The following is a 13,293-nucleotide window of genomic DNA, read 5'->3' as shown; positions in this document are numbered from 1 at the left end:
GTCGGCGCGGCCGTTCCGCCGCCGGCGCAACACGGGGATCGACGGACGGGTGGTGGTGCTCGATCAGCGCACGTGGACGGCCTGCTCAGGAAGCCGTTGTGATCGCGTGGATGGGTCTCGGCCTCGCAGGCGCGCCCGCGTGATTCCGGCGAGGTCGGTCCGGTCAGGAGATGCCCGGCCGGTGCCCGGTCCTCGCCGCGCCGGCTCCCACTCCGCCCTGCAGAGCACGAGCCGGGTGGGGAGCAGGTCGACCACTCGGCAGGTCGGTCGGTTGCCGGCGCCGGGGATGATGCCCGCTGGTCGGCGGCGCCGCTCGAGTGCGGAGGGGTGGTGGCCGAGCCCGCCGGGGAGCCGGTCCGGGTCGGGCCGGGGGCCACGGCGAGCACCGTGGTCCCCGGCGTCCGGGTCCGCTCAGGAGCCGGCCGCCGCCTTGATGAGGTCGGCGACGGCATCGGGCCGGGAGAGGTAGACGGCGTGGCTGCCTGCCACCTCCGTCACCGTTGCGCCGGCCCGCTCGGACATCGACCGCTGGGCCGGCGGCGGGATCATCTTGTCCTCGGTGGTGACGAGGTACCAGCTGGGCTTGACCCGCCAGGCCGGGTCGGTGACCGCGCCGGCGAGGGCCTCGACGCCCCAGGGCACCTGCGAGGCCGCCATGAAGCGCGCCTGGGCCTCCGGGAGGTCGCCGGCGAAGGACGCGGGGAACGCCTCCCGGTCCAGGAAGAGGAAGCCGTCCACCGGCGGCAGGATCGGCGGGACGGGCGCACCGGGCGGCGGGTCGGCGATCAGGGTGTTCACCGACTCACCCTCGTCCAGGGCGAACGCGGCGATGTAGGCCAGTGACGCGACCTTCTCGTGCGTGCCGGCCTGGCTGATCACCGCGCCGCCGTAGGAGTGCCCGACGAGGACGGCTGGGCCGTCCTGCTGGTCCAGGACGCGGCGGGTGACGGCCACGTCGTCCTCGAGGGACAGCGTCGGGTTCTGGACGACGCTGACCTGGTAGCCGTCGGCGGTCAGCAGGTCGTACACGCCCTGCCAGCCTGAGCCGTCGACGAACCCGCCGTGCACCAGCACGACGTTGCGGATGGGTCCTGTGCTCATCGTTCCTCCTCGTTGTTGCGAACTGGTCTCGCGCCAGGGAAGGCGTGGACGCCTGTGAGCTGCTCGGACGACGTGCCCGGTCGTGCCGCGTTACGGGGCAGCGACGGGACGCGTCGACGGCAGAGAGCGGTGACCGGCCGGGAGCGGTGACCCATCGCCCCGCCGCAGTGGCTGGGGGCAGGTGGGCCCGGTTCAGCGCCGCCGGAGTGAGGGCTCCAGCAGGGCTGGTGGGGTGTCGAGCTTCTCCTCGGGAGCCAGGTCGGTGCCGGGAGCGACGACGGCATCGACGGCATCGAGGACGTCGTCACCCAGGACGGTGTCGGCTGCGGCGAGCTGGGAGGCGAGGTGGTCCAGCGTGCGCGGCCCGATCAGGGCACTCGTGACGCCCGGATGAGCGGTCACGAAGCCGAGCGCCAGTTGGACGAGCGTCAGGCCGGCGTCGTCGGCGACCTGGACGAGCCGTTCGACAGCCGCCATCTTGCGTTGGTTGCTGGGTCGGCTGGGGTCGAAGCGTTGCGCCATGAACGTCGAGCGGTGGGTCGTGGTGCTGCGGCCCTGGCGGACGGCGCCGGACAGCCAGCCGGAGGCCAGCGGGCTCCAGGCGAGCACGCCCATCCCGTGCTCCTGGGTCACGGGCAGCACGTGGCTCTCGATGCCGCGCTGCAGGATCGAGTAGCTCGGCTGCTCGGTGACGTACCGGCCGAGTCGGTGCTCGACGGCGGTCCATTGGGCTCGGACGATGCGGTGGGCCGGGGAGGTCGACGAGCCGAAGTGTCGGATCTTCCCTGCCTGCTGCAGGTCGGTCAGCGCCGACAGCGTCTCCTCGTCGCTGGTCGCCGGGTCCCAGCGGTGCACCTGGTAGAGGTCGACGTGGTCCACGTCCAGTCGGCGCAGACTGTCCTCCAGTGCCATGGTCAGCCAGCGCCGACCGCTGCCTCTGTGGTTGCGGTTCTGCCCCATGGGCAGGCCGGCTTTCGTGGCCAGCACGACGTCGTCCCGGCGGTGGGCGAGGGCACGGCCGACGATCTGCTCCGACTGCCCGCCGCTGTAGACGTCGGCGGTGTCGATGAGGTTGATGCCGGCGTCGAGCGCGCCGTCGATGACCGCAGTGGCCTCCTCGGCCGTCGTGCGGCCGATCGCGCCGAAGTTCATCGCGCCGAGTGCCAGGGTGCTGACCTGCAGGCCGGTGCGGCCCAGGGGGCGGTACTGCACGGGTCCTCCTCGACGGCTGCCGTCGCAGGCAGTCGGTACCTAACACGGCTGCTCGCAGCGTGGAGCTGCGGTCGCTCGTGCGGTGGTCTCTGGTCGGGTGGTCGGGTGGTCGATCAGCTCCCGGGCTGACCCCACTCGCTGAGGACGTCCAGGTGCTCCGGGTCCCAGCCGAGCAGGCGGCGGGCCTTCTCACCCGATATCTGGCTGTTGATGGACCAGTACTGGGCCAGTGGCGCGGAGTGGAGGGCGTCGGCGAGTGCGGTCGCGTCCAACGCGACGGTCTTACCGCCGAGCCCTGCATGGGAGCTGATCGCGGCCGCGAGGTCCCCGGTGCGGATGCCGGTCTGTGCGGAGGCGTGGAAGAGCTCACCGCCGGGCGACTTCTCGATGGCCAGGACGAAGAGGTCGGCCAGGTCGTCCACGTGCACGAGGGACCAGAGGTTGTCCTCCGAGCCCACGGCGTAGGGGACGGCACCCAGGCCGCGGCCGGCTGCTCCGATGGCCCACAACACCGTGCGGCCGCCGTCCCGGCCGTAGACGTTCGGGGGCCGGAGCACGGTGCCGCGTACGTCGCTGGCCGTCGTGACGGCCTTCTCGGTGTCGAAGCGCACCTGGAGAGCCCGGAGGACGGGGGAGTCGGTCTCGGGTGCGGGCGTGTCCTCGTCGAAGACGACCTGCCCGGTGTCGCCCAGGCCCCCGGTGCCGCTGGTGAACACGAGCGGCTTGCCGCTGCCCCGCAGCCCGGCGATCAGGGCGTCCACGGCGTGTGCCTCTCCGGCGCTGGCGGCCGGGAAGTCGGCGGCGAAGTCGAAGGCGTTCTGGATGACGCCGTCGGCTCTCCGGGCAGCGTCCGTGAGCGTCTGCGTGTCCGTGAGGTCGCCTGGCACGGGTTCGATGCCCCGCGCGCGCAGGTTCTCGGCGGTGGCCTCGGAGCGCGCGAGCCCGGTGACCTCGTGCCCGGCCGCGATCAGCTTCTCGGTGATGACGCTGCCGATGTAACCGGTGGCGCCTGTCATGAAGATCTTCATCGTGCTCCTCGTTCGTCGTCGGTCGATGTGCCTGTGGAGCCGCTCGTCGAGACGAGAGCGGTCGGCGTGCTGGTTGTCCGCGGGCAGGAAGGGCCCTGACGTGCGGCGCCGGTCAGGACCAGAAGGCGCTGACGTCTGCAGCGATCCGCTGTCCCTGTTCATGTCCTGCGCGTGCGCAGACGGCGCGGGATGCCGGGTCGAGGAGGTCCTCCAGGCCGACCTGGGACGCCTCGTCCGGCGTGATGGTGAACACCGGGGCGGTCACCCGTGCCACGTCGCTCGTCTCGGGGAGGCCGATGACGTCGAGCACCAGCACCCTGCCGTGACCGTCGGCGACGTCGGTGTTGGTCCCGCTGCGCATGCCACCGTCGAAGAGCCGGCGGCCGTCGACCGTGACCGCCGGCCACACGCGGGGGATGGCGCAACTGGCAGCGACGGCGTCGACCAGATCGACACCCGAGTCGTTGGTGAGGACGACCAGTTCGCCGGTCTCCGCGTCGATGGTCGTGATGGCCAGGCGTTGTCCGGGCCAGACGTGGCTGGGCAGCCGTACCTCGATCAGGGCGCGGCGCTCCGCCTGGGGGACGCGGTCGTGCGCCAGGGACATGGCTCCGATCCGCTGCCGGACGAGTCGCGGGTCCCCTCCGCTCCCGAGGATCTGGCGCACCTCGGCCATCAGTGCCACGAGGTCGACGTCCAGGACCGTGGGCTCGGGCGCGCCGGTCCCGTCGACCTGGTCCTGGTACAGGTCGGCGAGGGACGCCGAACTGGTCACCTGGGCTGCCACGGTGGAGCCCGCTGACGTGCCGACCATGAGGTCGGGGTGGACGACGTCGACTCCCGCGGCGGCCAGCCCGGCGAGGATGCCGGTCTCCCAGGCGATGCCCGCGACGCCGCCGCCACCGAGGACGAGAGCCCTCGTCTCCCTCGCGCGCACAGGTCCTGCGGCACTCGGTGCGCTCATGGGGACAGTCCTTCCTCCGGGGAAACTGGGGTAACGCCCGGTGTACTTAAGGAGTAGCCCATCCACGCGCCAGATGCAAGCTAAGTACACCGAGCGTTACCCGAGAGGCGTAAGTACACCCGCTGTTACCTTGGGCACGTGAGCGACTTGGAGAAGAGCCCACAGGTCCTGGAGAAGGGCCCGCAGGGTCAGCGTCGGGGCCGGGGGGCGCGCGAGCGCATCCTCGATGCCGCGCAGCAGCTGTTCCGGGAGCAGGGCATCCGCGACACGGGGATGGACCAGCTGTGCGCGGTGGCGGGAGTGTCCAAGCGCACCGTCTACCAGCACTTCGGCAGCAAGGGCGACCTCGTCATCGCCCACCTGCGGCGGGTCGATCCCGACGTCATGCCGGAGGTGTTCGACCGCACCGACCTCACACCCCGCGAGCGTCTGCTCGCGGTCTTCCAGGCGCCGCTGTCGACCGCGGATGCCACGAGCGCAGCCCAGTGCGGGCCGCTCATGTCCGCGTTCCTCGAGATCGGGGACCCTGAGCACCCGGCGCGCGTGTTGGCGCGCGAGTACACGCGGGCCCTTACCGTCCGCCTGATCGAGACCGCTCGTGAGGCCGGCGCCGCAGATCCGGAACTGCTCGGTCAGCAGCTGGCCCTCCTGCTCGACGGCGTCACGGCGCGAACGCGGACCCTGGGCGAGGACGCCCTCCCCACTGCGGTCGGCATCGCGGCGGCTCTCATCGACCAGGCGACCGTGCACAGCGCCTGAGCCGCCGGCATGGAGGACGTACGCCGGCAACGGGCCAGGGCGTCGCTGCGCCGGTTCGCCCCGCAGCTCGCCGGAACCGCGATCGTCGAGCTCGGGTCCGGACTGGACAACACCGCGTTCCTCGTCGGGGACCTGGTCCTGCGGGTGGGGGAGGGGCGCAGCGTGGGCCGCGAGGCCCGACTGCTGCGGGTGCTCGCCCCTCGGGTGTCGATCGCAGTGCCGGCTCCCCGCTTCGTCGACGAGGAGGCCGGGGTGCTGGCCCATCCGATGCTCCCCGGCCGGTCACTCCTGGGGCGCCGGCCGCCCGCAGGTGCTGCGCCGGCGTTGGGTCGGTTCCTGCGCGAGCTGCACGACACCGACCTCGACGACGTCGCCGACCTGGTGCCGACCGACGCGGCCGATCCGCACGAGTGGCTCGAGGACCTGGTGGGGCCGCCGGACCTGCTCGCCGTCCTGCGCCGGAGCGTGCCGCCACCGACTCGTCAGCGCGTCCTGGTGCACGCCGACCTGGGCGCCGAGCACGTCCTCGAGCACGACGAGGTGGTGAGTGGCGTCATCGACTGGTCCGATGCGGCCCTCAGCGACCCGGCGTTGGACTTCGCCCGGCTGTACCGCGACTTCGGGCCGGCCTTCCTGGCCAGGGTGGTGGAGGCGTACGGCGGCCTCGACGCACCCGGGTCGGCGATGGCACGGATCACCTTCTTCGCGCGGTGCGCGGCGCTGGAGGACCTCGCCTACGGACGTGACAGCGGGCGGGACGAGTACCGACGCGCCGCCGAGCAGGCCCTCAGGTGGCTGTTCCACCGCTCCCCGTGACGACCGCGCCGGCGCGGGAACGGTGGGGTGTCGGTCCGTCCGCCGACGGGCGGTGCCGGCCGCCGTGGTCGTGCCCGGCGAGTCGGGGGTCTCGCGTCCTCGCGCCGCACGCCGGGCGCCGGGCTGCGACGATGTGCCCGTGATCACCGACGACCGGACCGACCGGTCCTGGGCCCCTGCCGCCGACCGCTACACCACCACCGAGTACCGCCGGGCCGGGCGCAGCGGGCTGCTGCTGCCGCCGGTGTCGCTGGGCCTGTGGCAGAACTTCGGCGCCGACCGACCGCTGGCGACCCCGCGGGCCATCCTGCGGCGGGCCTTCGACCTGGGCGTCACCCACATCGACCTGGCCAACAACTACGGCCCGCCCTACGGCTCGGCGGAGACGACGTTCGGGGCCGTGCTGGCCAGCGACCTGCGCCCCTACCGCGACGAGCTGCTGATCTCCACCAAGGCCGGCTACGACATGTGGCCCGGTCCCTACGGCGACGGCGGCTCGCGCAAGTACCTGGTGGCCAGCCTGGACCAGTCGCTGCGGCGCACCGGGCTGGACTACGTCGACGTCTTCTACTCCCACCGGCGCGACGTCGACACCCCGCTGGAGGAGACGATGGGCGCCCTGGACGCCGTCGTCCGGGCCGGCAAGGCGCTCTACGTCGGCATCTCCAACTACTCGCCCGAGGACACCGCCCGCGCCGCGGAGATCCTGGCCGAGCTGGGGACGCCGCTGACGCTGCACCAGCCGCGCTACTCGATCTTCGACCGGTCGCCCGAGGGCGGCGTGCTCGACGCGGCCGCCGCGGCCGGCGCGGGCGTGGCCGTCTTCTCCCCGCTGGCCCAGGGCCGGCTCACCGACCGGTACCTGGACGGCGTGCCCGAGGGCTCCCGCGCCACCCGCAGCGTCTACCTGTCCGCCGACGACGTCACCGAGGACCTGACGAACCGTGCCCGCGGGCTCAACGGGGTCGCCGCCGGCCGCGGCCAGACGCTGGCCCAGCTCGCACTGCGCTGGGTGCTGCGCGACCCCCGCGTCACCACCGCGATCATCGGGGCCAGCTCGGTGGCCCAGCTGGAGGCCAACCTGCAGGCGCTGCAGGGCCCGGACCTGACCGACGACGAGCTCGCCGCCATCGAGCCGTTCGCGGCCGCACCCGGCGCCAGCCTCTGACGCCCCGCCCGGGGGCCGCGAGGCCCCCGGGCGAGCACCACCGCTCAGGACGCGCGGGCGGCGATCGCGGCGTGCCGGCGGTCCGGTCGGGCAGCGGACACCCGCTGCACCCGCTCGAGCTCGGTGAAGCCGGCTCCCGCCAGCCGCTGCGCCATGACGTCGACCGGCCAGCGGTGGGCCGTGGTGACCGCGTGGTCGAACGGGACCACGCCGTCGTCGTCGCTGCTGAAGAAGCCGAGGACGAGCGCGCCCCCGGGTGCCAGGAGCCGCCGGACAGCGGTGAGCACCCCGTCGAGCTCGGACGGTGGCAGGTGGATCGTCGAGTACCAGGCGAGCACCCCGGCCACCGAGTGCGCCGGCACGTCCAGCCCGGTCATCGAGCCGAGCACGAACCCGGGCCCGGGATGCGCCGCGCGGGCGTGCGCGACGAACTCGGGGACGACGTCCACGCCGGTCACGTCGGCGCCCAGGGCGTGCAGGTGCGCCGTCCACTGGCCCGGTCCGCAGCCGAGGTCCAGGACGGGACCGGGCAGGCCGACCAGGTGCCGCTCGACCAGCGCGACGTCCTCGCCGTCCTCGTGGTCGAGCCCGCTGCGGTCGAACAGCTCGGCGTACCGCCCCGCGACGGCGGCGTACGCGTCGCGCACCACGTCCAGGTCCACCGCGGCAGGCTAGGCGAGGGGCGGGCCGGACATCCGGCTGGAACACGGACCCGGCGAAGATGGGTCGGTGAGCGCCCCTGAGACCACCGTGCCCGTCGCCGTCCCGCACGGGGAGCCGCCGGCCGCGCTGTCGGCCTGGTGGGAGCGGCTGTGCGCCGCGCTGGCCGAGGAGCTGCCGGCCGCCGTCGAGCTGCGGCACGCCCTGCACGCCGACCCGCGGCTGTCCGGGGAGGAGCAGGACACCGCCGACGCCGTGGTCGCCGCCCTCGGCCTGGGGGAGGGCCGGGTCGTGGCGGACACCGGTCGCCTGGTGCGGGTCGTCGACGGCCCGGGCCGCAGCGTCGCGCTGCGCGCCGAGCTCGACGGGCTGGAGGTGGCCGAGCGCACCGGCGCCCCGTGGGCGGCCACGGGTGCGGCGATGCACGCCTGCGGGCACGACACCCACCTGGCCGGGCTGGTCGCGCTGGCCCGCGCGGTCTGCCGGGTCGGTGGACCCGCGCCGCTGGTCCTGCTGCTGCAGCCGCGGGAGGAGCGGGCGCCCTCCGGCGCCGCCGACGTCGTCGCCGAGGGCGTGCTGGCCGAGGAGGGGGTGGACTCGGTGGTCGCCGCCCACGTGCAGCCGCAGCTGCCGGCCGGCGTCGTCAACGCCACCCCCGGCCCGGTCAACGCCTCTAGTGACGAGTTCACGATCACCGTGACCGGCCACGGCGGGCACGGTGGCTACCCGCACACCACCGCTGACCCGGTGCTGGCGCTGTCGGCGATCGTGCTGGCCCTCCAGCAGCTGGTCAGCCGCCGGGTCGACCCGACCGTGAGCGCGGTGCTGGCGGTCACCCAGCTGGACGCCGGCTCGTCGTTCAACGTCGTCCCGGACACCGCCCGGGCCCGGGGTGGGCTGCGGGCGATGCGCGAGGAGGACCGGCTGGCCCTGGTGCAGGCGCTCACCGAGGTCGCCGAGCACACCGCCGCCGCCTACGGCTGCACCGTGCAGGTGGAGAGCGAGAACAACATGCCGGTGCTGGCCAACGACCCCGACCTGGCCCGCGGTGCCGCCGGCTGGCTGGCGCGCAGTGGCACGACGGTCGACGACACGTGGCGCTCCTTCGGCTCCGACGACTTCTCGCACTTCTGCGCGGGCGCCCGCGGGCTGATGTTGTTCCTGGGCGTCGACGGCGGTCCCGCGGGTGCCGACGGCCGCCGTCCGGGGCTGCACTCACCGCGCTTCCTGCCCGGTGACGAGGTGGTCGGGCAGGTGGCCACCGCACTGCTGGCCGGCTACCTCGCCGGCGCCGAGCTGCTCGGCGAGGTCGCGCCCCCGCCGGCCGGCTGAGCCCCGGGTCCCCGGTGCCGGCGCGCGGGCGGCCTAGCCTGACCGCGTGCCGGCCCACACCCACAGCCACGGACCCGTCACCGGACCCGACGGCGAGGTCCTCCCGCCCGACCCGCTGGCGACGGCCAGACGGCGCCGGGCGGTCCGGCTGATGCTCGTCGTGCTCGTCCCGATCGGCATCGCCACGCTCGTCGGCCTGGTCGCTCTGTGGCCGCAGAGCGAGCAGACCGCGGCCCAGCAGGCGGCGGCCTCCTTCCTGCCACCGGGCACGACCTACCCGCAGGGCACGATCGCCTCGCTGGAGCCCTTCGAGTGCGCCGAGGCCACCGGCAACGCCCCGGCCCAGACCTGCGCCCGGGCGGTGATGGTCGTCGCCGAGGGAGAGAGCGCCGGTGAGTACGTCCAGGTCGAACTGCCCCCCGAGGTGGTGACCGAGGGCGTCGAGGTGGGTGACGAACTCGTGCTCAGCCGCGACCCCGGCATCGAGACCGGCTCCCCGAGCTACGCCTTCCGGGACTTCCCGCGCGGCACCCCGATCGTGGTGCTGGCGATCGCCTTCACCGCCATCGTCGGCGCGGTCGCCCGGCTGCGCGGGCTGCTCGCGCTGCTCGGGCTGGGCTTCGCCTTCGCCGTCCTGCTCACCTTCATGCTGCCCGGCCTGCTCGACGGCGGCTCGCCGATCTGGGTCAGCCTGGTCGGCTCCTCGACGATCATGTTCGTCGTCCTCTACCTGGCGCACGGCTTCTCCGCCCGGACGACGACGGCGCTGCTGGGCACCCTCTTCGGGCTCGCCCTGTCGGCGGTGCTGGGCGCCGCGTCGGTGGCCGCGGCCCGGCTCACCGGGTTCTCCAGCGAGGAGGCGGTGACGCTGCTCCAGTTCGACCCGACGCTGGACTTCTCCGGGCTGGTGCTGGCCGCGATGGTGGTCGCCGGGCTGGGCATCCTCAACGACGTCACGATCACCCAGGCCTCGGCGGTCTGGCAGCTGCACGAGGCCTCGCCGCGGGCCGGCTGGCTGGAGCTGTTCCGTCGCGGCATGGCGATCGGCCGCGACCACATCGCCTCGACGGTCTACACGATCGTCTTCGCCTACGCCGGGGCGTCACTGCCGCTGCTGCTGCTGTTCGAGCTGTACCAGCGGCCGTTCTGGACGACGCTCACCGGCACCGAGGTCGGCGAGCAGGTGATCGGCACGCTGGTGGCCGGGATCTCGCTGGTGCTGGCCGTGCCGGTGACCACCCTGATCGGCGCCCTGGTGGCCACCGCCGCCTCCTCTGCCACCCCGGCTGAGGAGCCGGCGCCGGCACCCGCCGCCCGGGCCGCGGCCGCGGCGGCGCCGGGCCCGTCGACCGCGTCGGGTCAGGCGGTCCGCCGTCCCGGTGCCCACCCTGCCGGACGGCGACCGGCCGACCCGCCGCCCCGGGGCGAGCCCAGCGGCGGGGCGCCGCGCCCCCGGGACCCGCGGTGACCGCCGACCTGCTGGCCGCCGCGGCCGCCGCACCCGGCTTCATGCCCCCGGACGAGGGCCGCGCCCTGTACGCCGCGGCACGTGCGGTGACCGTGCCCGGGCCGCTGCTGGAGATCGGCAGCTGGCTGGGCAAGTCCGCCCTCTACCTGGCCGCCGCGGCCCGCGAGTCCGGCCGTCAGGTGGTCACCGTCGACCACCACCGCGGCTCCGAGGAGCACCAGCCCGGCTGGGAGTACCACCAGCCCGAGCTGGTCGACCCGCGGGTGGGGCGGATCGACACCCTGCCCGGCTTCCGCCGCACCATCGCCGACGCCGGCGCGGAGGACGTCGTGGTCGCCGTCGTCGCCCGGTCGGAGGTGCTGGCCCCGCTGTGGTCGACCCCGCTGGCGCTGCTGTTCCTCGACGGCAGCCACACCGAGGAGTCCGCCCGCCGCGACCAGGACGCCTGGGTCGCCAAGGTCGCCGTCGGCGGGACCCTGGCCGTGCACGACGTCTTCCCCGACCCGGCCGACGGCGGCCAGGCCCCGTTCGGCGTCTACTCGCGGGTGCTGGCGTCCGGGGAGTTCACCGAGCTGCCGGGCACCGGCTCGCTGCGGCTGCTGCGCCGCACGTCCCGCTGACGGAGTCCCCGCGCATCGTCCGCCGAGCGGTGGGACTCCCTGAGCGGAGGACGATGGGGGAGTGACCGCCGCTGACGCCCTCGCCCGCACCCGGGCCGAGACCCTGGCGCAGATCGCCGCGCTCACCCGCGAGTTCGACGAGGTCGTGGCCGCGTCGCGGTCCTCCAACGCCGACGACGAGCACGACCCCGAGGGCGCCACCATCGCCTTCGAGCGGCAGCAGGTCGCCGCGCTCATCGCGCAGGCGCAGCAGCGGCTGGCCGACGTCGACGCCGCGCTGGCCCGCGCCGAGGCCGGCGACTACGGCACCTGCGACTCCTGCGGGCAGCCGATCGCCCCCGAGCGGCTGGCCGCCCGCCCCCAGGCCCGCACCTGCATCACCTGCGCCAGCCGCCCCGCCCGCAGGTGACCCCGGCGGGCGTCAGCTGACGTAGCGGCGGGCCGTCGACTTCTTCTGTGCGTCCTCGAGGGCGGCGAACCGGGCCTCGGCGTGCGGGGGCAGCACCTGCCGCTCGCGCAGCACCCAGGGGAGGCCGCGCACTGCACGAGCGATCCCGACGGCGGTGACCTTGTCCCGCGGCACGGTGCGCAGCAGGTGCACGGTGCGGCGCAGCGCGGGCCGCAGCGGACGGCGCAGCCACGTCGTCCAGAGGGTGTTGCGGATGCCGTCGGCCCGGCGCTTGTGCGGGTCGCGGGCGGTGCTGGCCTGGTGGTGGATGGTCAGGTGCTCCAGGTAGCACAGCTCCCAGCCGCGGGCGGCGAGGTCGCCGGCCATCAGCTCCTCCTCGCCCCCCAGCCACAGCCGGGCGCTGAAGCCGCCGACCTCGTCGAACGCCGAGCGGCGCAGCACGCTCGCCCCGGCCAGGAAGCTGCCGAGCGCCGGCCCGGGCAGCCAGTCCGCGCCGACGACGGGGGAGTCGCGCAGCTCGACCACGATCGGGTCCTCGACGCCGCCGGGCTCGACCAGGATGCGGGCGGTGATCACCGCGAGCCGCGGGTGGGCGTCGAGGGCGTCGGCGGCGGCGCGCAGCGAGCCCGGGTCCCACCAGGTGTCGTCGTCGCAGAAGGCCACGTAGGGGGTCGACAGCCGGGCGACGCCGAGGTTGCGGCCGACCGCGCCCAGGTTCTCGTCGCTGGCGATCAGCTCCACCCACGGGTGGTCCCGCAGCACGGCCGCGGCGGTGCCGTCGGCCGAGCCGTTGTCGACGACGACCACGTGCGGCTGCTCGGGCAGCTCGCGCAGCCGGGACAGCGCGAGCAGCAGCTCGTCGCGCCGGTTGTGCGTGATCACCACGACGGCGACCCGCGGATCGGGGGTGTGGTCGGTCATCCCTGCAGCTCCCGGACTCCGGTCATGACGGTGGTGGGCAGGACGCGGCGGGCCCGCAGCGCGGCCGGCACCCGGGGGACGGCGCTGGCCAGCCCCCGGACGCCGGGCCGCCCGGCCCGCGCGGCCCGCAGCAGCTGCCCGGCGAGCGCCGGCAGCGGGTAGCGCATCAGTGCGGTGAGCACCCGGCTGCGCCAGATGCCGGTCTGCCGGACGGTGTTCGCGTCGCGGTGGGTCGAGGGGTGGTGGTGCACGGTGACCTCGTCGACGTAGGCCAGCCCCCAGCCGGCGGCGGCCAGGTCGAGGGCGACCCGCTCCTCCTCGCCGGGGAAGCGCACCACGTCGTCGAAGCCGCCGACGGCGGCGAACGCCTCGACCCGCACCAGCGCGGCGCAGGCGACGAAGCCCAGCAGCGAGGGGCCGGGCAGGTCGGGCTCGCGGCGCAGCGGGCTCTGCGCCATCTCGGTACAGACCGGGTCCAGCCGGTTCTCGGGGCCGACGAGGATCCGCGCGGCGAGCAGCCCGAGGCGGGGGTGCGCGCGCATGACCTCGACCGCGCGGGCCAGGTCGCCGGGCGCCCACCACGAGTCGTCGTCGGTGAAGGCCACGAACGGGGTGCCGGCGTGCTCGACGCCGATGGTGCGGGCGACGGCGCCGACGTTCTCCGGCAGCGGGACGACGGTCACCTCGGGGTGCGCCCGGGCGACGGCGGCGACGGTGTCGTCGGTGGAGGCGTTGTCGACCAGGACGACGGGCGCCTCGTGTCGGGGCAGGCTGGCCAGCAGGTCGTCGCGGCGGTTGCGGCTGGCGATCACGCACGTCACCTCGGCGGGTTCCG

Annotated in this window: 14 protein-coding genes; 7 read left to right on the top strand and 7 right to left on the bottom strand. The window is 74.5% G+C overall.

Annotated elements, in window-relative coordinates; translation table 11 throughout:
- Window positions 1–411 precede the first annotated feature (411 nt).
- The 4 genes from O2W14_RS17635 to O2W14_RS17620 all read right to left on the bottom strand — a co-directional run bounded on the left by O2W14_RS17635 (window position 412) and on the right by O2W14_RS17620 (window position 4,305).
- Window positions 412–1,101 carry an alpha/beta fold hydrolase gene (locus tag O2W14_RS17635; RefSeq protein WP_269177424.1) on the bottom strand — a complete coding sequence of 230 codons (690 nt, stop codon included), beginning with the start codon at window positions 1,099–1,101 and terminating at the stop codon, window positions 412–414.
- A 192-nt stretch (window positions 1,102–1,293) separates the two neighbouring features.
- The gene (locus O2W14_RS17630; protein WP_269177423.1) at window positions 1,294–2,313 is read right to left on the bottom strand and encodes an aldo/keto reductase; all 1,020 of its coding nucleotides are present in this window, start codon (window positions 2,311–2,313) and stop codon (window positions 1,294–1,296) included.
- Between the two features lie 113 nt (window positions 2,314–2,426).
- Window positions 2,427–3,341: an NAD-dependent epimerase/dehydratase family protein gene (locus tag O2W14_RS17625; RefSeq protein WP_269177422.1), complete on the bottom strand. Its 915-nt coding sequence runs from the start codon at window positions 3,339–3,341 to the stop codon at window positions 2,427–2,429.
- A gap of 112 nt (window positions 3,342–3,453) precedes the next feature.
- Window positions 3,454–4,305, bottom strand: a complete 852-nt coding sequence (locus tag O2W14_RS17620) for a patatin-like phospholipase family protein (protein WP_269177421.1) — start codon at window positions 4,303–4,305, stop codon at window positions 3,454–3,456.
- 138 nt (window positions 4,306–4,443) lie between these two features.
- Here O2W14_RS17620 and O2W14_RS17615 point away from each other — a divergent pair, with 138 nt between their 5' ends.
- The 3 genes from O2W14_RS17615 to O2W14_RS17605 all read left to right on the top strand — a co-directional run bounded on the left by O2W14_RS17615 (window position 4,444) and on the right by O2W14_RS17605 (window position 7,048).
- Window positions 4,444–5,064 carry a TetR/AcrR family transcriptional regulator gene (locus O2W14_RS17615; RefSeq protein ID WP_269177420.1) on the top strand — a complete coding sequence of 207 codons (621 nt, stop codon included), beginning with the start codon at window positions 4,444–4,446 and terminating at the stop codon, window positions 5,062–5,064.
- Window positions 5,065–5,073: 9 nt separating this feature from the next.
- On the top strand, window positions 5,074–5,880 hold the full coding sequence (locus O2W14_RS17610) for a phosphotransferase (protein ID WP_269177419.1): 807 nt from the start codon (window positions 5,074–5,076) through the stop codon (window positions 5,878–5,880).
- 139 nt (window positions 5,881–6,019) lie between these two features.
- On the top strand, window positions 6,020–7,048 hold the full coding sequence (locus O2W14_RS17605) for an aldo/keto reductase (protein ID WP_331253607.1): 1,029 nt from the start codon (window positions 6,020–6,022) through the stop codon (window positions 7,046–7,048).
- Between the two features lie 44 nt (window positions 7,049–7,092).
- On the opposite strand, the gene O2W14_RS17600 is transcribed toward O2W14_RS17605, so the two are convergent.
- Window positions 7,093–7,710 (bottom strand): class I SAM-dependent DNA methyltransferase, encoded by a 618-nt coding sequence (locus O2W14_RS17600; protein ID WP_269177418.1) that lies wholly within the window; start codon window positions 7,708–7,710, stop codon window positions 7,093–7,095.
- Between the two features lie 67 nt (window positions 7,711–7,777).
- Here O2W14_RS17600 and O2W14_RS17595 point away from each other — a divergent pair, with 67 nt between their 5' ends.
- From O2W14_RS17595 to O2W14_RS17580, 4 genes are all read left to right on the top strand, one after another.
- Window positions 7,778–9,040 carry a M20 metallopeptidase family protein gene (locus O2W14_RS17595; protein ID WP_269177417.1) on the top strand — a complete coding sequence of 421 codons (1,263 nt, stop codon included), beginning with the start codon at window positions 7,778–7,780 and terminating at the stop codon, window positions 9,038–9,040.
- A gap of 46 nt (window positions 9,041–9,086) precedes the next feature.
- Window positions 9,087–10,508 (top strand): YibE/F family protein, encoded by a 1,422-nt coding sequence (locus O2W14_RS17590; protein WP_269177416.1) that lies wholly within the window; start codon window positions 9,087–9,089, stop codon window positions 10,506–10,508.
- Window positions 10,505–11,128, top strand: coding sequence for a class I SAM-dependent methyltransferase (locus O2W14_RS17585; protein WP_269177415.1), 624 nt, complete (start codon window positions 10,505–10,507; stop codon window positions 11,126–11,128). The genes O2W14_RS17590 and O2W14_RS17585 overlap by 4 nt, the downstream gene beginning before the upstream one ends.
- 61 nt (window positions 11,129–11,189) lie before the next feature.
- Window positions 11,190–11,537, top strand: coding sequence for a TraR/DksA family transcriptional regulator (locus O2W14_RS17580; RefSeq protein WP_269177414.1), 348 nt, complete (start codon window positions 11,190–11,192; stop codon window positions 11,535–11,537).
- Between the two features lie 12 nt (window positions 11,538–11,549).
- Here the strand turns inward: O2W14_RS17580 and O2W14_RS17575 are convergent, their stop codons facing one another.
- Both O2W14_RS17575 and O2W14_RS17570 read right to left on the bottom strand, forming a co-directional pair.
- Window positions 11,550–12,458, bottom strand: coding sequence for a glycosyltransferase family 2 protein (locus tag O2W14_RS17575; RefSeq protein ID WP_269177413.1), 909 nt, complete (start codon window positions 12,456–12,458; stop codon window positions 11,550–11,552).
- Complete coding sequence (locus O2W14_RS17570) at window positions 12,455–13,270, bottom strand: glycosyltransferase family 2 protein (protein WP_269177412.1); 816 nt, start codon at window positions 13,268–13,270, stop codon at window positions 12,455–12,457. The genes O2W14_RS17575 and O2W14_RS17570 overlap by 4 nt, the downstream gene beginning before the upstream one ends.
- Window positions 13,271–13,293 lie beyond the last annotated feature (23 nt).

The sequence above is a fragment of the Modestobacter sp. VKM Ac-2986 genome (assembly GCF_026967795.1).
Classification (GTDB): Bacteria; Actinomycetota; Actinomycetes; order Mycobacteriales; family Geodermatophilaceae; genus Modestobacter.
This window is presented reverse-complemented; position numbering and strand designations above follow the sequence as displayed.

What these genes read in the sequence shown, in the direction of transcription:
- O2W14_RS17635 (WP_269177424.1), bottom strand. Translation starts at nt 1,101, where the DNA reads ATGAGCACAGGACCCATCCGCAACGTCGTGCTGGTGCACGGCGGGTTC.
- O2W14_RS17625 (WP_269177422.1), bottom strand. Translation starts at nt 3,341, where the DNA reads ATGAAGATCTTCATGACAGGCGCCACCGGTTACATCGGCAGCGTCATC.
- O2W14_RS17620 (WP_269177421.1), bottom strand. Translation starts at nt 4,305, where the DNA reads ATGAGCGCACCGAGTGCCGCAGGACCTGTGCGCGCGAGGGAGACGAGG.
- O2W14_RS17610 (WP_269177419.1), top strand. Translation starts at nt 5,074, where the DNA reads ATGGAGGACGTACGCCGGCAACGGGCCAGGGCGTCGCTGCGCCGGTTC.
- O2W14_RS17575 (WP_269177413.1), bottom strand. Translation starts at nt 12,458, where the DNA reads ATGACCGACCACACCCCCGATCCGCGGGTCGCCGTCGTGGTGATCACG.